Source organism: Novosphingobium sp. FG90 (assembly GCF_057808725.1).
The window spans coordinates 16,248-37,047 of the sequence record NZ_JBMDIO010000043.1 but is presented as its reverse complement, the minus strand read 5'-3'; the positions used below and the strand labels follow the sequence as shown (position 1 = coordinate 37,047).

Annotated in this window: 13 protein-coding genes; 7 read left to right on the top strand and 6 right to left on the bottom strand. The window is 66.5% G+C overall.

Translation table 11 applies throughout. The features are described from left to right. Positions 1-64 precede the first annotated feature (64 nt). Positions 65-1,132, bottom strand: a complete 1,068-nt coding sequence (locus ACODRZ_RS23630) for a YeiH family protein (protein ID WP_488972765.1) — start codon at positions 1,130-1,132, stop codon at positions 65-67. Positions 1,133-1,331: 199 nt separating this feature from the next. On the opposite strand from ACODRZ_RS23630, the gene ACODRZ_RS23625 reads away from it, so the two are divergent. Beyond that, on the top strand, positions 1,332-2,618 hold the full coding sequence (locus ACODRZ_RS23625) for an MFS transporter (protein ID WP_488972766.1): 1,287 nt from the start codon (positions 1,332-1,334) through the stop codon (positions 2,616-2,618). Between the two features lie 849 nt (positions 2,619-3,467). On the opposite strand, the gene ACODRZ_RS23620 is transcribed toward ACODRZ_RS23625, so the two are convergent. Continuing rightward, entirely contained in the window at positions 3,468-5,822 is a 2,355-nt protein-coding gene (locus ACODRZ_RS23620; protein WP_488972767.1) for a TonB-dependent receptor, read from the bottom strand. Positions 5,823-5,987: 165 nt separating this feature from the next. Between ACODRZ_RS23620 and ACODRZ_RS23615 the strand changes: the two genes are divergently transcribed. Genes ACODRZ_RS23615 through ACODRZ_RS23600 form a run of 4 tightly spaced genes read left to right on the top strand, consistent with a single transcriptional unit; the run spans position 5,988 to position 10,988 of the window. Continuing rightward, positions 5,988-7,985 (top strand): alpha-glucosidase, encoded by a 1,998-nt coding sequence (locus tag ACODRZ_RS23615; RefSeq protein ID WP_488972768.1) that lies wholly within the window; start codon positions 5,988-5,990, stop codon positions 7,983-7,985. Then, a complete protein-coding gene (locus ACODRZ_RS23610) occupies positions 7,982-8,998 on the top strand; it encodes a LacI family DNA-binding transcriptional regulator (RefSeq protein ID WP_488972769.1) in 1,017 nt (338 codons plus the stop codon). Before ACODRZ_RS23615 ends, ACODRZ_RS23610 begins: the two co-directional genes overlap by 4 nt. 11 nt (positions 8,999-9,009) lie before the next feature. Then, the gene (locus tag ACODRZ_RS23605) at positions 9,010-9,915 is read left to right on the top strand and encodes an aldo/keto reductase (protein WP_488972770.1); all 906 of its coding nucleotides are present in this window, start codon (positions 9,010-9,012) and stop codon (positions 9,913-9,915) included. Next, complete coding sequence (locus tag ACODRZ_RS23600; protein ID WP_488972771.1) at positions 9,912-10,988, top strand: LLM class flavin-dependent oxidoreductase; 1,077 nt, start codon at positions 9,912-9,914, stop codon at positions 10,986-10,988. Before ACODRZ_RS23605 ends, ACODRZ_RS23600 begins: the two co-directional genes overlap by 4 nt. Before the next feature lie 333 nt (positions 10,989-11,321). Here ACODRZ_RS23600 and ACODRZ_RS23595 read toward each other — a convergent pair whose 3' ends face one another. From ACODRZ_RS23595 to ACODRZ_RS23580, 4 genes are all read right to left on the bottom strand, one after another. Continuing rightward, positions 11,322-13,586: an NADP-dependent malic enzyme gene (locus tag ACODRZ_RS23595; RefSeq protein ID WP_488972772.1), complete on the bottom strand. Its 2,265-nt coding sequence runs from the start codon at positions 13,584-13,586 to the stop codon at positions 11,322-11,324. A 235-nt stretch (positions 13,587-13,821) separates the two neighbouring features. Continuing rightward, the gene (locus tag ACODRZ_RS23590; RefSeq protein WP_488972773.1) at positions 13,822-15,270 is read right to left on the bottom strand and encodes an efflux transporter outer membrane subunit; all 1,449 of its coding nucleotides are present in this window, start codon (positions 15,268-15,270) and stop codon (positions 13,822-13,824) included. 2 nt (positions 15,271-15,272) lie between these two features. Further along, positions 15,273-18,461, bottom strand: a complete 3,189-nt coding sequence (locus tag ACODRZ_RS23585) for an efflux RND transporter permease subunit (protein ID WP_488972774.1) — start codon at positions 18,459-18,461, stop codon at positions 15,273-15,275. Between the two features lie 6 nt (positions 18,462-18,467). Continuing rightward, a complete protein-coding gene (locus ACODRZ_RS23580; protein WP_488972775.1) occupies positions 18,468-19,655 on the bottom strand; it encodes an efflux RND transporter periplasmic adaptor subunit in 1,188 nt (395 codons plus the stop codon). A 77-nt stretch (positions 19,656-19,732) separates the two neighbouring features. Between ACODRZ_RS23580 and ACODRZ_RS23575 the strand changes: the two genes are divergently transcribed. Both ACODRZ_RS23575 and ACODRZ_RS23570 read left to right on the top strand, forming a co-directional pair. After that, on the top strand, positions 19,733-20,371 hold the full coding sequence (locus ACODRZ_RS23575; protein ID WP_488986262.1) for a TetR/AcrR family transcriptional regulator: 639 nt from the start codon (positions 19,733-19,735) through the stop codon (positions 20,369-20,371). Positions 20,372-20,512: 141 nt separating this feature from the next. Then, the gene (locus ACODRZ_RS23570; RefSeq protein ID WP_488972777.1) at positions 20,513-20,776 is read left to right on the top strand and encodes a hypothetical protein; all 264 of its coding nucleotides are present in this window, start codon (positions 20,513-20,515) and stop codon (positions 20,774-20,776) included. Positions 20,777-20,800 lie beyond the last annotated feature (24 nt).

The following is a 20,800-nucleotide window of genomic DNA, read 5'->3' as shown; positions in this document are numbered from 1 at the left end:
ATGCCGCAGCCGTTCACGCCGCCGCCGATGATCGCGATGTCGTAGATTTCAGTCATTCACTCACTCACAAGATCATCATGCTGAAGGCCGTGGCGACCACCAGCGAGGCCAAAGTCGCCGCCACCACCGGCATCGCCGCGCGCCAGCCCATCTGCATCACCAGATCGAGGCGCGAGCGCATCGCGGTGGCGGTCACCGCCAGCAGCAGAAGCGTCTTCGACAGCGTCAGGTTCAGGTGGACCACGAAGGCCGGGATCGTCACCAGCGAATTGAGCACCACCACCGCCAGAAACAGGGTAATGAACCAGGGCATCGCAAGTTTCCGGATCCAGTGGCGCTCCCCGGCATCCTCGTCCGTGTACATCAGCGAAACCACCGCGACGATCGGTGCCAGCAGCGCCACGCGGCTCAGCTTGACGATGGTGGCGTAGCTTCCGGCAATATCCGAATAGGCATAGCCGCCGCCGATCGCCTGCGCGACGTCGTGAATCGAGGCGCCGATCAGGAACCCCGCCTGCCGGTCGTCGAGGTGCATCAGCCCTGCGAGCGGCGGATAGAACGACATCGCGATCGCGCTCGCCATCGAGATCACCACCAAGGTCAGCGCGAACTGCGCCTGGCTGATCCGCTTCGCCCCCAGCACGCCGAACAACGCCAGCGCAGCGGAGGCCCCGCAGATCGCCGTCGCGCCGCCCGCAAGGATGCCGATCGCGGTCGAGGCGCCGGTCGCCCGCGCCACCAGCAGCGCCGCGCCCATTGCGGCGGCCATGACCATCAGCAGCGCCAGGAACGGCACCGGGCCGAGCGCCACGATCTGCGCCAGCGTCACTTGCGTGCCGAGCACGACGATGCCCCAGCGCAGGCAAGCTTTGGAGGCGAAATCGAGCCCCGGATGCGTGCGCTTCTCGCTGGTCACGAAGTTCAGGGCGAGGCCGATCAGCAGGCCCATCAGGATGATCGGCGCGCCGTAATGCTCGGAAAGCCAGGCGGCGGCGATGCTGGCGATGCCGCAGATGGCGAGGCCCGGCCAGAGCGTCTTCCATATCTCGATGCGGCTCGGCTTCGCGGCGGGGCCATCGAGCTGGGCGAGGAACATCTCGCCGTAAAGGTCGCCTGCGTGGTCTGCGCTCACTGGTCCCCGTCCTTTCGCCGCATCTCTCTTGTCGAAGATGCTTGCTTCTTGTTTGGCGCATCTTCGATGAAGATGCTTGCCGTATGTCCTACGTTGTCATATCCATCCTTATGACCACCCACGCAGCGGAGCAAGAGCTTTGCGCGAGGGGGCAGGAAGAATTGCCGCCGAGGAAACGGCGGGATAGGGGAGAGCCAGAATGACCATTCACCAACAGACGGCCGCGCCCGAGCACGCCCCTCCCCCAGCCCCCGACTCCGGCCGCGCCGCCATCCGCGCGCAGAACATACTGATCGCGCTGATCTTTTTCGCGACGGCGCTGAATTACGTCGACCGGCAGGTGCTGGCGCTGCTCAAGCCGATGCTGGAGGCGGAGTTCCACTGGGACGACCAGCAGTTCGCGCATCTCGGCTCGATCTTCCAGCTGGCGGCGGCGGCTTCGCTGCTCGGCGTGGGCTGGTTCGTCGATCGCTTCGGCGTGCGCTTCGCCTACGGTTTCGCCGTGGCCTTGTGGAGCCTTGCGGGCATGGCCCATGCGCTCGCCGCCAGCGTGCAGCAGTTCGTGATCGCGCGCGCCGTGCTGGCGACCGCCGAATCGGTCAACACCCCCGCCGCGATGAAGACCGCCGCGATCTACCTGCCCGCCGCGCGCCGCTCGGTCGGCATCGGCATCATCAACACCGCGCCCAACATCGGCGCGATCCTCACCCCCCTCATCATCCCGCCTTTCGCGATGGCGTTCGGATGGAAGGCCGCGTTCCTTGTCACCGGCGGGCTCGGCCTCGTATGGCTGGCCTTGTGGAAGCTCAACACCGCGAAGCTGACGCCCATCGCCGGACAGGCCGCGACGACGCCCAATCTGGAAAAGGGGGGCAAGGTCGAATGGGGCGCGATCCTGTCCGACCGCCGCAGCTGGACGGTGATCGGCGCCAAGGCCTTCACCGATCTCGTCTGGTGGTTCGTGCTGTTCTGGACGCCTGATTTCTTCGCGCGCCAGTTCAATCTCAGCCAGGGCGAACTGGGCTGGCCGATCGCGGTGATCTTCATCCTCGCGGCGCTGGGCGCGGTATCCTCGGGCGCGCTTTACCCGGCACTGCTGCTGCGCGGGGTCTCGATGAACCTCGCCCGCAAGGGCTCGATGCTGGCTTATGCCCTCGTCGTGCTGGTGATGCCGCTGGCGCTGCTGGCGAGCAATCCGTGGGTGGCGGCCGTGTGCATCGGGCTGGGCCTGTTCGCGCATCAGGGCTTCTCCACCAACATCTTCGGCATGGCGACCGAGATCATCCCGGCACGCCGCATGGCCACCGTCATCGCGCTGGGCGCGGTGGCGGGGAACCTCACCGGGACCGGGATCATCGAGTTCGCGGGCTGGTCGCTGAAGTCGGGCCTAGGCTACGGCCCGCTGTTCGTGGTGTGCGGCGCGGCCTATCTGGTGGCGACGGCGTTCATCCACCTGATGCAGCCGAAACTGGCGGCGGCGGATTGACGTCATCCCAGCGAAGGCCGGGATCGCCGACAGTGCTTGAGGCGATAGCTTGCGTTGGGGCGCTTTGACGAGGGTTGGGCATTGCGCGGCCAGCGGTCCCAGCCTTCGCCGGGATGACGGGGCTTTGCACGCTGCCTTGACATTTATCGCCAAATAGGTTATATGCCGCAACATCCGTGGCAATGCAGATCACATTGCTCCGGTGTATCGGGTCGGCGTCGTGGGCCGGGATGCGGTTTCAAGCCGCGATCGCGCAAACCACGCGCCCAACGAAGACCCGGACCGTCCTCTCGGCTCTGGAAACGTCCTTCGAACCGCTTTGTCCTCATGGACAGACAACGCGAAGGCTATCCCGGATGACCCATGACCGCCAACGACGCGAACCCTAACGTCGGTCATACGGGACGGCTCCGATGGAATACAAAGGTCGAGCCGGGCTGACCACCGCTACCCGGCCGCTCGTCAGAGCAGGTGGACAACAAACCCCCGCGTCCCGGTGTGGACGCTCCCGACGCCGACCCGATGTTCACTCTCGGATGCGTTGATTTCCCCCGGCGTAATGGCCCGCACTCGCCAGCGGGTGTTTTTGCGTGCGCTAACTGCATGCACGACATCGTCATCCCAGCGAAGGCTGGGACCGCTGGCCGCGCAAACCCCAACTCTCGGCAGGGCGCCTTGCCGAGAGTTGGCCGTAAGAGGCCAGCGGTCCCAGCTTTCGCTGGGATGACGGGGTTGGAGAGATGACGGGCATCCTCCCCCAAGGGGGAGGGATAAAAAACCCCCGGCGGGGAGGAGATCCGCCGGGGGTTCTTTGTGCGTGCATTCAGCGAAGGACGTTTGCGCCCGTCCTCAGTTGAACTTCGCCCGCAAGTTCAGGCCCGCATAGCGATCCGCGTCGCGCGGGATCATCAGGCGCTGGCCGGCGCTGGTGTTGAGCAGCACATAGCTGTCGTCGAGGATGTTCCTCACCATGAAGGTCAGGCGATACTTGTCCTCGGCGTCCGACACGCCGATGCTGGCGTTCCAGATGCCGTAGGGGTCGATCTCGCCGCTCTCGCCGAGGTCCGAAAACTGCTTCGAGACATGGTGCCAGTCGCTCGACAGGTACAGCTTCACCGGGCCGACGGGGACGTCGTAGTCCGCGCCGATGGTGTAGCTGAACTTGGGCGCCAGCGGCAGGCGGGTGCCGTCACGCGCGTCGGGCGCATTGGTCAGCGGGTTCGGGTTGAAGCGGCGGACCCGCGCATCGGCATAGGCGGCGTTGGCGCGGAAGGTCAGGCCCTCGGTCGGCGCGACGGTGAGGTCGGCCTCGAAGCCCTTCGAGCGCACGGTGCCCGCGTTGGTCAGGTTGGTGACGACCGCGCCGTTTAGCAGCACGAAGTTGTTGGCCTGGAAGCCCTTGTAATCGACCAGGAACGCCGCCGCGTTGAGCTGCACGATCCGGTCGAACCACTGGCTCTTGAAGCCGACTTCAAAGCTGTTCGACTTCTCGGGGTCGATCGGCTGCGAGTTGGTCGGCGCGGTGTGGTTGAAAAAGACGTTGAACGCCGGTCCCTTGTAGCCGCGCGTGTAGCTGCCGTAGACCATCACGTCGTCCATGACGTCGTACTGCAGCACCGCCTTGCCCGAGAAGTTGTCGGCGCTGGTGCTGCCGCGCGAGGTGTTGGTGCCGTTGCCGCCGCTGGCGATCGTGCCGCCCGCGCCGACGCCCGAAAGGCCCGCACCGGTGGCCGGAAGGCCGGTCGTCGCGTTCACCGCAGGTGCGCGGGTGTGGACGAAGCTGACATTGTCATGCGTGAAACGGCCACCCAGCGTCAGGCGCAGGGCCTGCGTAAGCTCGTAGGTCGCCTGCCCGAACACCGCCCAGTTGCGGAACGAGACGTCGCTGCGCGAGGTGGCGGTGGGGAACAGCGTGTTCACGGTGTCCGACAGGTTGCACGGCCGCGCGCCCGTCGCCGCATCGATCGGCGAGGTCGAGGTGGTGCAGGTCACGTCGCTGCGGGTGAAGTCCTGCGTGTTCTTGGAATACCACAGGAAGCCGCCGACCTGATAGGTCAGCGCCTGGTTCTGCGGCGAGGCGAGGCGGACTTCGGCGGAGACCTGGTCGGTCTCGACAGTGCCGCGGTCATGCAGCTGCGGAGTGGCGGCCTGCGCCGGGATGGTGCCCTGCTGCGGGGCGGCGGCGATCGCGCGCGGCAGGAAGTCGCCGTCGCGGATTTCGGTGTTCTTCCAGTTGCGGTAGCCGGTGACGATCGAGAGCGTGTGATCGGCGAAAGTATCGATGTCCGCGCTCATCGTCAGGCTGTACTGGCGGTCAAGCGAGCGGGTGATGAGGTTCTGGTTGACCTCGCGGGTGTCTTCACCCTGCGGAACGATGCCGAGTTCGTTGTCGATCACCGTGCCGCGCGACACGCCCGTCACTTCGGCGCAGCAGTCGTCGTTGGCCTTGAAATAGTCCGCGATCAGGCGCAGGCGACCGCCGTTGCCGTCGTAATCCAGCACGCCGCGCGCACCATAGTGCTCGTAGCCGTTGACGGTCTTGTCGTAGTAGGTGTTCTTGATGTTGCCGTCGAAGTTTCCGTAGAAACCGGTAAGGCGGCCGCTCAGGTTTTCCGAAATCGGGCCGGAGACGGTCATCTTGGCGCGGTATTCGTCGTCCGTGGTGCCGGACACGTTGGCCTCGGCCTCGAAGTGGTCGGTGCCGCCCTTCGACACGATGTTGACGAGGCCCGCCGAGGCGTTCTTGCCGAACAGCGTGCCCTGCGGACCGCGCAGCACTTCGAGCCGCTCGAAGTCGACGAGGTCGAGGAACGACTGGCCCGAACGGCTCAGCACGATGCCGTCGACAACGGTGGACACACTGGGTTCGGCCGCGACCGAGAAGCTGATCGTGCCGACGCCGCGCATCACGATCGCGCTGTTGGCATTGGTCGTGCCCTTGCGGAAAGTGACCGAGGGAACGATCGAGGTGATATCCTCAAGGCTCTTGGCGCCGGCGCGGGCCATGGCTTCGCCGGTGACCGCGCTGATGGCGATCGGCACGTCCTGCACGTTCTGCTGAACCTTCTGCGCGGTAACGATAATTTCGTCTACTTGCGCATTCGCGGGCGAGGCGGCAACGAGCGCGGCGACAGAGGCCGAAAGCGCCAGAGCAGCCCGTGCGAGCGTGGTGTTGCCCACGACGATACCTTGTGTGGAAATCATGATTCTCCCCTCCATGCACAGTAAGCCCGGGTGCAACACCTCAGGTCGTCCTGTCGGTAGCGACCCTCTTGATTGGGTGCACCATTTCTGTCAAGCGTTGTCACATCAGGACAGCGCGGCGGCCAAGCCAGTGCTGCAAAAGAAGCACACCATGGGAGCCGGGCCTTGCCGTTGACCTTCACCATTCGGGAAGATGGATTTACCTGCGTGCTCGCAGGGCGGGAAGTGCTGTGCAGCGGGTCGGAAAATCCCGCCTTCGCAATCGCAAAGGGCGCGCCCGAAGTAGAAATGGTGCGCGGCAATTTCGCTATCAACGATAGCCCGACCGATCGCGTGGAACTGGGCTTCTCGGAGCTCCAAGGCGATGACCTGCTGCTGTCTGCCGAGGCAGGTGGAACTCCGATGCTGCGCCTTTCGGTGCAGGGCGACTCGCTGGCTGTCACCACCCTTGCTCCCGGCTACGACCGTGTCTGGGTCGATCTGGCCGCGCAGCCGGACGAGCATGTCTGGGGCGGCGGGGAGCAGATGAGCTACCTCGACCTGTCGGGCCGCCGCTTCCCGATCTGGACCAGCGAGCCGGGCGTCGGCCGCGACAAGTCGACCGAACTGACCCGCCTGATGGACCAGAACGGCATGGCCGGCGGCGATTACTGGTGGACCAACTATCCGCAGCCGACGTTCCTGACCTCCACGCTCTGGGCCTGTCATCTGGACAGCAGCGCCTATTCGGTGCTCGATTTCACCGATGCCGCACGCCTTCGGATCGAGGTCTGGGAGGGCGCGTTCACCCTCGAATTCTTCGCTGCCGACGATCTGCCCGCGCTGGTCGGCGCGCTTTCCAGTCGCTTCGGCCGCCAGCCTGCCCTGCCCGACTGGGCGATCGGCGGCGCCATCGTCGGTCTCAAGGAAGGCGACGTCAGCTTCGAACGCCTCGAAAAGATCATGGCGGCGGGCGCCGAAGTCTCCGGCCTGTGGTGCGAGGACTGGATCGGCATCCGCCAGACCAGCTTCGGACGCCGCCTGTTCTGGGACTGGTCGTGGAACGAGGCGCGCTACCCCGCCCTGCCCGCACGCATCGCCGCGCTGGCCGAAAAGGGCGTGCGCTTTCTCGGCTACGTGAACCCCTACCTCGCCAATGACGGCAAGCAGTATGCCGAGGCCGAGGCGCTGGGCTATCTCGCGCTGCGGCAGGACAGCGACGCGGTCTACCTCGTCGACTTCGGAGAGTTCGACTGCGGCGTGGTGGACTTCACCAACCCCGCCGCAATGGACTGGTTCGCCGACCGCGTGATCGGCCGCGAGATGCTGGACTTCGGCCTTTCAGGCTGGATGGCGGACTTCGGCGAATACCTGCCGGTGGACCTGCGGCTCCACGACGGCAGCGACCCGATGCTGATGCACAACCGCTGGCCGGTGCTCTGGGCCGAAGCGAACGCGCGCGCCGTGGCATCGCGTGGCAAGACCGGCGAGGCGGTGTTCTTCATGCGCGCCGGGTTCTCGGGCGTGCAGGCGCATTGCCCTCTGCTGTGGGCGGGCGACCAGTCGGTCGATTTCACCCGGCACGACGGCATCAACACCGTGCTCACCGCCGCGCTTTCGGCGGGGCTGGTCGGCAATGCCTATTCGCACAGCGACGTGGGCGGCTACACCAGCCTGCACGGCAACGTGCGCACCGCAGACCTGATACTGCGCTGGTGCGAACTGGGCGCGTTCTCGCCGGTGATGCGCAGCCACGAGGGCAACCGCCCCGACGACAACCTGCAGATCGATTCGAGCCCCGAACTGCTCGGCCAGTTCGCCGCGATGTCGCGCGTCCACAAGGCGCTCGCACCCTACGTGCGCCACCTCAGCGACGAGGCGGTGGCGACCGGCCTGCCCGTGCAGCGCCCGCTGTTCCTGCACTACTTCGAGCCGGCGCTGTTCGGCGTGCAGGATCAGTACCTCTACGGAGCCGACATGCTGGTGGCACCGATCGTCAAGGCCGACGCCACGGCGCGCGAGGTCATCCTCCCCGGCGATACGCCGTGGCGTCACCTCTGGACCGGCGAGGACTTCGCGCCCGGCACGCACACTGTCGCCGCGCCTTATGGCCAGCCGCCAGTTTTCTACTTGCCCGGCAGCAAGTTCGCCTCTCTCTTCGCCGCGATAAGGGAGAGCACATGAGCGAACGGTCCAACATCAAGGACGTCTCGGCGCTGGCGGGCGTATCGATCAAGACGGTCAGCCGCGTGCTGAACGGGCACCGCTACGTGAGCGCCGACACCAAGGAGCGCGTCGAGAAGGCGATGCAGGAACTCGGCTTCCGGCCGAGCGTCGCCGCGCGCATTCTGGCGGGCACCAAGTCGGGCCAGATCGCGCTGATCTACGACAACCACAGCCCCTACTACATGAACCAGATCCAGATGGGCTGCTGGGAGGCCTGCCAGCAGACCAGCTCGCGGCTGATCGCGCAGCCGGTGGACGTGGCCGATCCGCTGGTGGGCGAGCAGGTGCGCGGCCTCGTCACCGAAACGCATGTGGACGGCATCGTCCTGTCCTCCCCCGTGACGGACTGCGTGCCGGTGCTCAAGGCGCTGGAAGGCATGGATATTCCCTTCGTGCGCATCTCGCCGGGCACCAACCATGCGATGACCTCCTCGGTCTTCATGGACGATGCCCAGGCGGCGGACGACATGACCAGCTACCTCATCGCGCGCGGCCATCGCCACATCGGCTTCGTGAAGGGGCACTCCAACCACATGGCATCGGAGGAGCGCCTGTTCGGCTACCGCCGCGCGCTCGACCGCGCCGGGCTGGCCTACGAACCGGCGCTGGTGGTGCCGGGCGAGTTCGATTTCGACAGCGGGGTGGCCGCAGCCCGTCACTTCCTGAAAAGCAGACGCCGCCCCACCGCGATCTTCGCCAGCAACGACGACATGGCGGCGGGCATCCTCTCCGTCGCGCACGACATGGGCCTTGCCGTGCCGGACCAGCTTTCCGTGGTGGGCTTCGACGACACCATGGTCGCGCGGATGGTCTGGCCGCAGCTCACCACGATACGGCAGCCCACCCGCGAGCTGGCCTTCGCCGCCACCCAGCTGCTGCTGGAAGGCGCGCAGGCGACGCACCGGCGCCTTCCCCACGACCTGATCGAGCGCGCCTCGGTCTCCCGCATCAACCCCGATCTCCTCTCCTGACAGGACACACCATGACATACCTCCCCTCCCCCGCCGCCCGCCGCCAGCTTGGCAAAAGCGGCATCGAAGTCTCCGCCCTCGCCTGGGGCAACTGGCGCATGGAGGGCGAGGCCGCCGACGCCGTACGCCTGCTCCATGCCGCGCTGGATGCCGGGATCGACTTCATCGACACCGCCGACATCTACGGCTTCGACGGCAAGGGCGGCTTCGGCGATGCGGAAGCGCTGCTGGGCAAGGCGCTCGCCAGCGAACCGGGCCTGCGCGAAAGGCTGGTGATCGCCACCAAGGGCGGCATCATGCCCCCGCTGCCTTACGATTCGAGCGCCGAGTACCTCACCAGCGCCATCGACGCCTCGCTGAAGCGCCTCGGCACCGACAGCGTCGAGCTGTGGCAGATCCACCGTCCCGACATCCTCACGCATCCTTCGGAAATCGCAAAGGCCGTCGAAGCGGCACATAAGGCGGGCAAGATCCGCAGCTTCGGCGTTTCCAACTTCACCACCAGCCAGATCGCCACGCTGCAGCAGTTCGTGAGCCTGCCGATCGTCTCCACCCAGCCGGAAATCTCGGCCCTGCGCCTCGACACGATCGAGAACGGCGAACTGGACCAGGCCATCGCCATGGACATGGCCGTGCTGGCATGGTCGCCGCTGGGCGGTGGCCGCATCGCCAACCCCGAGGACGCGCGCACCAAGGAAGTCGCCGCGCTGCTCGATTCTGCGGCGGAAGAGTTCGGCGTGTCGCGCACCGCGGCCGCCTACAGCTGGATCATGGCGCACCCCGCGCGCGTCATCCCCATCGTCGGATCACAAAAGGCCGACCGGATCGCGGAAAGCGCTGACGCACTCAAGGTCCGCTGGACCCGCGCCAGCTGGTACGCGGTACTGGTCGCATCGAAAGGAGAGCCCCTGCCGTGAGCACCACCACTGACAAGACCTGTGAGGTAAGCTGGTTTTCGGCGCTGTGCGACGATGACTACGAGTTCCTCGGCCAGCCCGATCCCGCGCTGGCCTCTAGCTGGGAGCATTGCCGCAACATCGTGCTGCAGGCCGAAAAGGGCGGGTTCGACAACATCCTGCTCCCCTCCGGCTATGCGCTGGGCATCGACACCACCATGTTCGCGGGCGCCATCGCCCCGCTGGTGGAGAAGATCCGCCTGCTCTGGGCGGTGCGCATGGGCGAGGACTGGCCACCGCAGCTGGCGCGCCGCATCGCCACGCTCGACCGCATCCTGGGCGGGCGGCTGACGGTGAACATCATCTCGTCCGACCTGCCGGGCGAGAAGCTGGACAGCCGCGCCCGCTACCAGCGCACGCTCGAGGTGATGCAGATTCTCAAGATCATGCTGAACGGCGAGCACCTGAAGTACGAGGGCGAGTTCTATAACCTCGACCTGCCGCCCGCGCGCATCGCCACCGTCTCGGGCAAGTGCCCGCCGCTCTACTTCGGCGGCCTGTCAGAAGACGCGCGCGAGGCGGCGGCCAAGGGCTGCGACGTCTACCTGATGTGGCCCGACACGATGGACAAGGTGCGCGAGACGATCGCAGACATGACCGCGCGCGCCGCGAAGTACGGCCGCACGCTCAAGTTCGGATACCGCGCCCACGTCATCGTGCGCGAGACCGAGGACGAGGCGCGCGTCTATGCCGACCGCCTGCTGTCCAAGCTGGACGATGCGGCGGGTGAGGCGATCCGCCAGAAGTCGCTGGACAGCGCCAGCGTCGGGGTGACCCGTCAGGCGGAACTGCGCGGTGCGGCGGGCGGCGACGGCTTCGTGGAAGATAACCTGTGGACCGGCATCGGCCGCGCCCGTTCGGGCTGCGGCGCGGCGATCGTCGGCGATCCGGATCAGGTGCTGGCGAAGATCCGCGCCTATCAGGCCGAGGGCATCGATGCCTTCATCCTGTCGGGCTATCCGCATGCGGCGGAAGCGGACCTGTTCTCGCGGCACGTGCTGCCGCAGATAAACCACGCGCCGCTGGTGCTGTGATACCATCGTCGTCCCGGACTTGATCCGGGACCGGTGGCTGTCTTTAGGTGAGTGCTGGCCGCTGGGCGCCCCGCCGAGAGGTGGGCCGTTCACGGCCAGCAGTCCCGGATCAAGTCCGGGACAACGGGACCTCCTGCCCCACACACAACGTCACCCTGAACTTGTTTCAGGGTCCATGGTGCAGCATGGCCCGGACCGTCGAGCCACCATGCTGCACTGGCGGTTTCCGGATCACGGCGCCGCGCCATCGGCCTGATGGACCCTGAAACAAGTTCAGGGTGACGAAGCGGATGACGGCGAGGGAGGGCGCGTGAACGCCCTCTCCCTCTCAACTCAATGCCCGTCGGCAGCGCAGACCGCGATGCTGGTCAGGTTCAGGATGCCGCGCGCGGTGACACCCGGGGTCAGCACGTGGATCGGCTGCGACAGGCCCAGCAGCATCGGGCCAACCGTGGGCGAACTCGACGACGCCGAAAGCGCCGTCAGCGTGATGTTCGCCGCATCGAGGTTCGGCATCACCAGCAGGTTCGCCGCGCCCTCGAAGCCCGAATCCGGCACCAGCTTCTCGCGCAGCGCCTGGCTGAGCGCGGCGTCGGCATGCATTTCGCCGTCCACCTTCAGCTCCGGCGCCACCGCTCGCACCAGCTTGGCCGCCGAGCGCATCTTGCGCGCGCTGGGGCTGTTCGACGAGCCGAAGTTAGAGTGCGACAGCAGCGCCACCTTGGGATCGAGGCCGAAGCGGCGCACCGCATCCGCCGCCAGCACGGTCATTTCCGCCACCTGTTCGGGCGTCGGATCGGGGACCATGTGGGTGTCGGTCAGGAACAGCACGCCCGCATCGAGGATCAGGCCCGAGAGCGCATAGACGCGCTTCACGTCGGGCGCGCGGTCGATGATGCGCAGCACGTGCTCGATCTGGCCCCAGTATTCCGAGTTGCCGCCGACCAGCGCCGCATCGACCTTGCCGGTGCGCAGCAGCATCGCGGCGGTGACGGTCGGGCGGCGATAGGTGTGGCGCAGCACTTCAGCGGTCGGCACGCCCTTGCGGCTGGCGATGGCGCCATAGGCCGCGACGAGTTCGTTCATCAGTTCATGGTCGGTCTCGGGATCGACGAGATCGACATCCTCGCCCAGCCTGAACGACAGGCCGAGGTCGGGCAGCTTCTGCTCGAGGATACGGCGGCGGCCCACCAGCGTCGGGCGCACCATGCCTTCGTTGAGCGCATCCTGCACGGCGCGCAGCACGCGCTCGTCCTCGCCTTCGCCGTAAGCGACGCGCTTCATCGCGCCGCGCGCGGCCTGATAGACCGGCAGCATGAGCTGGCCCGAACGGGTGTTCATGTTGGCCAGCGAACGCTTGTACTCGGTGATGTCGAGCTGCTTCGTGGCCACGCCCGAGTCCATCGCCGCCTTGGCGACGGCCCCGGCGATCTCGACGATCAGGCGCGGGTCGAACGGGGTCGGGATGATGTACTCAGGCCCGAACACCAGCTTGCGGCCGCCGTATGCCTGCGCGACGCTGGCATCGGCGGGGACGCGCGCAAGGCCGGCGATGGCTTCGGCGGCGGCGGCCTTCATCGCCTCGTTGATCTGCGTCGCGCCCGCATCGAGCGCACCGCGGAAGATGTAGGGGAAGCACAGGACGTTGTTGACCTGGTTCGGATAGTCCGAACGGCCCGTGGCGATGATCGCATCGGGGCGCACTTCGCGCGCGGCCTCCGGGCGGATTTCCGGCTCGGGGTTGGCGAGCGCGAAGATCAGCGGCTTGTCGCCCAGCAGCGGCAGCCACTCCGGCTTGAGCACGCCCGGCGCCGAGAGGCCGAGGAACACGGTTGCGCCCGGCAACACGTCGGGCAGCGAACGCGCGTTGGTGTCGCGGGCATAGCGCGCCATGTTGGGCAGCATGCCCTCGCGGCCGGAATGAATGACGCCGTCCTTGTCGGTCAGCGTGACGTTCTCGATCGGCAGGCCCATCGAAACGAGCAGATCGACGCAGGCCAGCGCCGCCGCGCCCGCGCCCGAGGTGACCAGCTTGGCGTCGGCCAAGGTGCGGCCCTGCAGCACCAGCGCATTGCGCACGGCGGCGGCGACGACGATCGCGGTGCCGTGCTGGTCGTCATGGAACACCGGGATGTTCATGCGCTTCTTCAGCTCGGCTTCGATGTAGAAGCACTCGGGCGCCTTGATGTCCTCAAGGTTGATGCCGCCGAAGGTCGGCTCCAGCAGCGCGACCGCCTCGATGAACTTGTCGGCATCGGTGGTGTCGACCTCGATGTCGAACACGTCGATGTCGGCGAACTTCTTGAACAGGACGGCCTTGCCTTCCATCACCGGCTTCGAGGCCAGCGCGCCGATCGCGCCAAGGCCGAGCACGGCGGTGCCGTTCGAGATCACCGCGACGAGGTTGCCGCGCGCGGTATAGTCCAGCGCCTTGGCGGGGTCTTCGGCGATTTCCATGCAGGGCACGGCAACGCCAGGCGAATAGGCGAGCGCGAGGTCGCGCTGGTTCACCATGCGCTTGGTCGGTTCGATGGTCAGCTTGCCGGGCCGGGGCAGGCGGTGATAATCCAGTGCGGCGCGGCGCAGCGTCTCGTCCATGTGTTCGTCCCGTGGTCAGTGGCCAAAGTCAGCGTGCGACCCCATCGTCGCGGCGATAGGATGCGCTGCTCCCCCAACACGGTTCGGGCGCGCCTGTCGAGTGCCTAAGGCGCAAAATCGGGCCGATCGACACACTTCGTCATGCCCAGCGGGCACGGACGGCCCTCGCACCCCGGCTCGGTGGGGTGGTGCGCAAGGACCGTCCGCGATCCCGGCTCTCGCCGGGACCAAGGGGTTAACGGGCGGGCTGTTCGCCGCCGACCGGGGTGGTTTCCTCCAGGCCGCCGCCCAGCGAGCGATATAGCTCCACCAGATTGCTGGCCTGCGTCAGCCGCGTTGTGACGAGCGCCTGTTCGGCCCCGTAGGCGGTGCGCTGCGCGTCGAGCGTGGTCAGGAACGAGTCCACGCCCGAACGGAACCGCGCGTCGGACAGCTTTGCCGCCACGCCCGCAGCTTCGGCGCGTGTGGTCTGCGCACGGATCTGGTCGCCGATGCGGCCGCGCTGGGCAAGCGCGTCGGAGACTTCCTTGAACGCGGTCTGGACCGCCTTCTCGTAAGTCGCGACGGCCACCTTCTGCGACGCCTTGGCGTATTCGAGATTGCCCGAACGGCGGCCGAAGTCGAACAGCGGCAGCGAGGCGCTGGGCGAGCCGGTGTAGGTGTAGCTGCCGTCCTTGAACAGACCGCCGAGCGCCGTGCTCAGCGTGCCGAGCGTGCCGGTCAGCGAGATCGTCGGGAAGAACGCCGCACGGGCCGCGCCGATGTTGGCGTTCTCGGCGATCAACTGGTGTTCGGCCTGCAGCACGTCGGGGCGGCGCAGCAGGACTTCGGAGGACACGTTGCCGGGCAGTGCGTCGCGAGTCATGGGCTCAGTGCCGAAACCGGTGGGCAGCTGCTCCGCCGGCACGGTGGTGCCGACCAGCAAGTTGAGCGCGTTCTGGTCCCGCGCCACGCTGGTTTCCAGCGCGGCGATGTCGTTGAGCGCGCCCTGATAGCTGGTTTCCGCCTGCCGCACTTCGAGTTCCGAGCCGGTGCCGATGCGGAACTGCGCGCGGGTGAGGTCCAGCGTCTTCTCGAACGCCTTCGCCGTCTCGCGCGAGAGGCGCAGCTGCTCGCTGTCCGAGGCCATCGTCAGCCAGGCGTTGGCGATCTCGGCGATGAGGCTGATGCGCGTCGAACGCTGCGCTTCCTCGCTGGCGAAGTATTGTTCCTGCGCCGCGCGCGACAGGTTGCGGACACGGCCGAACAGGTCGAGTTCGAAGGCCGAAAGGCCCACGGTCGCCTGATAGAACTCGATGTCCGAGCTGCTGGTGCCACCGGCCGCACCCGCCCCCATCAGGTTGTTGGTGTAAGTTGCGGTGCCGGTGGCATTCACGGTGGGCAGCCGGTCGGCGCGCTGGACGCGGTACTGCGCGCGCGCCTGCTGGACATTGCCCGCCGCAATCCGCAAGTCGCGGTTGTTGGCAAGGCCCGCCTCGATGACCTGGCGCAGCCGGTCGTCGAGGAAGAAGTCCCGCCAACCGATGCGCGAGACGTCCTGCGCATCGGTCGGGGCGGCCGGGTAGACGCCGCCCTGCGGCAGCGCCACCGGGACGGCGCCCGCCGGTCGCTCGTACTTGGGGGCAAGGTTGCACCCGGCGAGCAGCGAGGTGCCGGCGAGCAGGATGAGGATCGACTTTTTCATGTTCAGCTTTCCTGCGGTGCCGCGCCGTGGGCGCCGTCAGCGTAAGGCTCATCGTCGGTGTTCGTCGGCTTGCGGTCGGTCTGCCCGTGCTTGAACAGGCGGGCGACGCCCACGAAGAACATCGGCACGAAGAAGATCGCGAAGATCGTGGCGGAGAGCATGCCGCCCACCACGGCGCGGCCGATGGCATTCTGACCACCCGCGCCGGCGCCGGTCGAGACCGCCAGCGGCAGCACGCCGAAGACGAAGGCCAGAGAGGTCATCAAGATCGGCCGAAGGCGCAGCCGGGCCGCTTCCATCGCCGCATCGAAGGCGTTCATCCCGGACTGGACGCGCTCCTCGGCGAACTCGACGATGAGGATCGCGTTCTTGGCCGAGACGCCGATCGTGGTGATCAGGCCGACCTGCAGGTAGATGTCGTTGCCAAGCCCGGTAAGCCAGGCCGCGAACAGTGCGCCGACGACGCCCAGCGGCACCACCAGCATGACCGCGATCGGCACCGACCAGCTCTCGTACAGAGCGGCAAGGCACAGGAACACGACCGCGAGCGACAGCGCGTAGAGCATCGGCGCCTGACCACCCGAGAGACGTTCCTCGTAGGACAGACCGGTCCATTCGATGCCGGTTCCGGCGGGCAGCTTCTGGTGCATCTCCTCGATCGCCTGCATCGCGCCGCCGGTGCTGAGCCCCTGGCCCGGCGCACCCTGCAGCTGCATGGCGGGACGACCGTTGTAGCGGGTGAGGATCACCGGCGCCTTCTTCCAGGACAGCTCCGAGAAGGCGCTGAACGGAGCCATCTGGCCGCTGGTGCCGCGCACGTAGAGGTCCGAGAGGGCCTCCGGCGAGGAGCGATACTGCTGGTCGGCCTGAATGTAGACGCGCTTGGTGCGCCCGCGATCGAGGAAGTCGTTGACGTAGGAACCGCCCCAGGCGGTACCGATCTCCGAGTTGATGGCCGCAAGGTCGAGGCCAAGCGCGGCCGCTTTGTCCTGGTCGATCTTGACGTCGAGCTGCGCCGCGTCGTCGAGCGAGACCGGACGGACCTGCGCCACGCGCTGATCCTGCGCCGCCATGCCGAGCAGCTGGTTGCGCGCGGCAAGCAGCTTGTCGTGGCCCATGTTGGTCTCGTCGACCAGCCACATGTCGAAGCCCGTGGCGTTACCGAGTTCCTGCACCGCAGGCGGGGTGAGCGCGAAGATCATGGCATCGCGATACTGGGAGAAAGCCCCCATCGCGCGACCGATGATCGCCGGAGCCCGGTTGTCGGCCCCGCTGCGCTCCTCCCAATCCTTGAGCCTGATGAACGCCATGCCAGCATTCTGGCCCTGGCCGGAGAAGGAGAAACCGTTGATCGTGAAGATCGAATCGACGTTGGCCTTCTCATCCTCGAGGAAATGCTTGCGCACCACGTCGAGGCCCTTCTGGGTGCGCGGCAGGGTGGCGCCCGAAGGCCCCTGCACCAGCGCGAAGACGACGCCCTGATCCTCGTCCGGCAGGAAGCCGCCGGGCAGGCGCGTGAACAGGAAGACCATGCAACCGACGATGAGCAGGTAGACGAGGCCGGACCGCTTCCAGCCCCGTGCGGTGCGGCGCACGCCGTGCTGGTACTTCTCGGTGCCGCGGTCGAACTTGTCGTTGAACCAGCGGAAGAAACGGGCCAGCAGGCCGTTGCCTTCGTTCGCGCCTTCCTTGTGCGGCTTGAGGATGGTGGCGCACAGCGCCGGGGTCAGGATCAGCGCGACCAGCACGGAGAGCGCCATCGACGACACGATGGTGATCGAGAACTGGCGATAGATCACGCCGGTCGAACCGCCGAAGAACGCCATCGGCAGGAACACCGCTGAAAGCACCATGCCGATTCCGACCAGCGCGCCGCTGATCTCGTCCATGGACTTTCGGGCCGCCTGCTTGGGCGACAGGTGCTCCGTCTGGATCAGTCGCTCGACGTTCTCGACGACAACGATCGCGTCGTCGACCAGCAGGCCGATGGCCAGCACCATGCCGAACAGCGTCAGGGTGTTGATGGAGTACCCGAGCACCGACATGACGCCGAAGGTGCCGAGCAGAACCACCGGCACCGCGATCGTCGGGATCAGCGTCGCGCGCCAGTTCTGCAGGAACAGGAACATGACGAGAAAGACGAGCACGACCGCCTCGACCAGCGTGTGCACCACCTGCTCGATCGATAGGCGCACGAACGGCGTGGAGTCGTAGGGGAACGAAACCTTGACGTCCGAGGGGAAGTTCTTGGCGATCTTCTGGACTTCGGCCTTGACCGCGTCGACGGTATCGAGCGCATTGGCACCCGAGGCGAGACGCACGCCGAAGCCGGACGCGGGCTTGCCGTTGAACTGGGTGTCGAAACCGTAGAGCTCCGCGCCGAGCTCAACCCGCGCAACGTCGCGCAGACGCACGACCGCACCGCCCTGAGTGGAGCGCAGGCGGATGTTGCCGAATTCCTCAGGCGTCTGCAGGCGCGACTGGACCGAGACGGTGGCGTTCAGCATCTGCTCCTTGGGAGCAGGCAGAGCACCGATCTGGCCCGCCGAAACCTGTGCGTTCTGCGCGGTGATCGCCGTGGTGACATCGGCGATGGTCATGTCGTAGCTGCGCAGTTTCAGCGGATCGACCCAGATGCGCATGGCGTACTGGGTGCCGAAGATCTGCAGTTCGCCCACGCCGTTGATACGGCTGACAGGGTCCTGAAGCTGGCTGACGATGTAGTCCGAAAGGTCGTTCGCCGAATGGCTGCCGTCCTCGGAATAGATCGCGGTGACGAGCAGGAAGCTCGCGGCCGACTTCTGGACCTGCACGCCCTGGCGCTGCACTTCCTGCGGCAGCAACGGCGTCGCGGCCTGAAGCTTGTTCTGGACCTGGACCTGCGCGATGTCGGGATCGGTCCCCTGCTCGAAGGTCAAGGTGATGGTCACCGTGCCTGCCGAGGAGGACGAGGCCGAGAAGTAGCGCAGGTTGTCGATGCCCTTGAGCTGCTGCTCGATGATCTGCGTCGTCGTGCGCTCAAGCGTTTCCGCATCCGCGCCCGGATAGGTCGCCGCAATCGACACCGTCGGCGGTGCGATCTCGGGGAACTGGGCGACCGGAAGGCTGCGGATGGCGATGATGCCCGCCATCATAAGGACGATGGCGATGACCCATGCGAAGATGGGCCTGTCGATGAAATAGCGTGACATGGCGGGTTACTGCCCCTTGTTGGCAGGAGCGGCGGGCTTCGTGCCCTGCGCCGGCCCCTGACCCTGCGGCGCGACCGGCTTCACCGGCACGCCCGGACGCAGCATCTGAGCGCCATCGACCACGACCTTGTCGCCCGCCTTCAAGCCCGAGGTGACCAGCCAGGCGTCGCCAACCGTGCGCGGCGCGACGATGCTGCGCATCTCCAGCTTGTTCTGGGCGCCGATGACGAGCACCGTGGGGTTGCCCTTCTCATCGCGAGAGACGGCCACCTGCGGCACCAGCAGGCCGTTGGCCTTGCTCGCCTGCGCGAACTCGGCCCGCACGTACATGCCGGGCAGCAGAAGACCCTTCGGGTTCGGGAACTGCGCACGGATGATCTGGCTGCCGGTCGCCGGGTCGACAGTCACGTCGGTGAACTTGAGCACGCCTTCCTGCGGATACGTGCTGCCATCCTCCAGCTTGAGCTTGACCGCGACGTTGCCGCTGGCGCTGACGTCACCCGCGAGAAGCTGCTGGCGCAGGCGCAGGACGTCCGCGCTGGACTGCTGGATGTCGACGTAGATCGGGTCGAGTCGCTGGATCGTCGTCAGCGCATCGGCCTGCGACGCCGACACGAGCGCGCCGGTGGTGAAGGTCGAGCGACCGATGCGGCCGGAGATCGGTGCGCGGATGGTGGTGCGCGCAAGGTCTATCTGTGCCGAGCGCAGCAATGCCTGCTGGGCCGAGACGTCGGCGCGCGCCTGCTGGGCGCTGGTGACGGCATTCTCGTAATCCTGCTTCGAGATCGCGTTGATCTTGACCAGTTCGCCATAGCGCCGCGCCAGTGCCGCGCTGGATGCGATCGCCGCATTCGAGCGGGTCAGCGCCGCCCGCGCGTTCGCCACCGCCGCCTCGTAGGGCGCGGCATCGATGCGATAGAGCGGCTGCCCGGCCCGGACCTGGTCGCCCTCGGTGAACAGGCGCGCGACGATCAGGCCATTGACCTGCGGGCGTACATCCGAACTCTCGAACGCGGTGGTTCGCCCGGGCAGTTCATTCGAAAGCGAAACCGACTGCTCGCGAACCGTGACCACGCCGACCTCGGGCGGACCTGCGGGCGGCTGCTCCGCTCCGCCACCGCAAGCCGACAGGAACATTGCCGCCGCCAGTGCGATGGGTGAAGCAGCGAAGGCCGGGGGGGCGATCTTTTTCATGGAGCATTTCCGCCAAGAGGGTTAAAGCGTGAGTGAGCGTTCACTCATGATTCGCGCGACTGGTATTGCGTCGCAACATGGAATGCAAGCAGGGACTGGGAATGACAGACGAGAGTACAATGGATCGCCCCCGGGCGGCAAAGTCAGCTGCACGACGCCAACATTTGCTCGACACCGCGCGTAACCTTTTTGTCGAGCGAGGGTTCCATCAGACCGGAATGGCGCAGATTGCAGCCGCTTCCGGCATCGCCGTCGGCCAGATCTACCGCGACTTCGCCAACAAGGAGGCGATCATCGGCGCCATCTGCGAATCGGAGATCACCACCTGGCTGGACGAGGAAACCCTGAACGCCGCGGTGGCCTCCGACGATCGCGACGCCATCCTTGCCTGGATCGAGCGCATCGGTTTCGAAGAACCCGACTGCGACGACCGCCGCCTCATGTGCGAACTCCTTGCCGAAGCAGGCCGCAATCCGGCGATCAACCAGATGCACGCGAAAGTCGACGTGCGCCTTCGCGACAGCCTCGGCGCAGCGCTCGGGTCGCTTGCGCCCGCGGCGACACCGCAGCGCCATGCGACCGTGGCGGACTTCATCATCGCCATGTCCTGGGGCATGGTTGCGCTGCGCGAACTCTCTCCCGGCAGCGATCACGACACGTTGCACACCCGCATGGCGCAACTGCTGCGCCAGGAAGTGACCGCGCTGGAGGGTTGATCCGACCGCTTTACGATTACTGCGTCGCACAATCGATTGCGCCATTGAAATACTGCTCTTTTGATGCGCTGGACATTGTTTCGCGGTTGTATCATCCTGTCCTCAATGCTGGCCGAAATGGCTGCTCGAGAGGACTGGATGATGATCGAAAACAGTGAAGTCGATTCCGGCGAAAAGGCGATGATCCTGCTTCAGAGCCTGATCTGCTACCTGCGTGAGAAGAACGTGCTGTCGCGTGCCGACATCGAGGAACTGCGCGAGCGCGTGGAGACCCGAATCGCCGCCAGCGAACAGGCCCAGGCCTGCACCGCCGCCCTGGCAGCCGCAGCCGCGACCGAGATGCGTCAGCTCGACGACTATTGCGGCAAGACTTACGGCGGCAAGCACCGTCGCCGGGTGAACTGACTGGCGCCGATCGCGCGTTAGCAT

Bases quoted from the DNA above. Each gene is read 5' to 3' on its own strand.
- ACODRZ_RS23610 (WP_488972769.1), top strand. From the start codon at position 7,982: ATGAGCGAACGGTCCAACATCAAGGACGTCTCGGCGCTGGCGGGCGTA.
- ACODRZ_RS23580 (WP_488972775.1), bottom strand. From the start codon at position 19,655: ATGAAAAAGATCGCCCCCCCGGCCTTCGCTGCTTCACCCATCGCACTG.
- ACODRZ_RS23590 (WP_488972773.1), bottom strand. From the start codon at position 15,270: ATGAAAAAGTCGATCCTCATCCTGCTCGCCGGCACCTCGCTGCTCGCC.
- ACODRZ_RS23620 (WP_488972767.1), bottom strand. From the start codon at position 5,822: ATGATTTCCACACAAGGTATCGTCGTGGGCAACACCACGCTCGCACGG.
- ACODRZ_RS23575 (WP_488986262.1), top strand. From the start codon at position 19,733: ATGGAATGCAAGCAGGGACTGGGAATGACAGACGAGAGTACAATGGAT.
- ACODRZ_RS23585 (WP_488972774.1), bottom strand. From the start codon at position 18,461: ATGTCACGCTATTTCATCGACAGGCCCATCTTCGCATGGGTCATCGCC.
- ACODRZ_RS23605 (WP_488972770.1), top strand. From the start codon at position 9,010: ATGACATACCTCCCCTCCCCCGCCGCCCGCCGCCAGCTTGGCAAAAGC.
- ACODRZ_RS23570 (WP_488972777.1), top strand. From the start codon at position 20,513: ATGATCGAAAACAGTGAAGTCGATTCCGGCGAAAAGGCGATGATCCTG.
- ACODRZ_RS23595 (WP_488972772.1), bottom strand. From the start codon at position 13,586: ATGGACGAGACGCTGCGCCGCGCCGCACTGGATTATCACCGCCTGCCC.
- ACODRZ_RS23625 (WP_488972766.1), top strand. From the start codon at position 1,332: ATGACCATTCACCAACAGACGGCCGCGCCCGAGCACGCCCCTCCCCCA.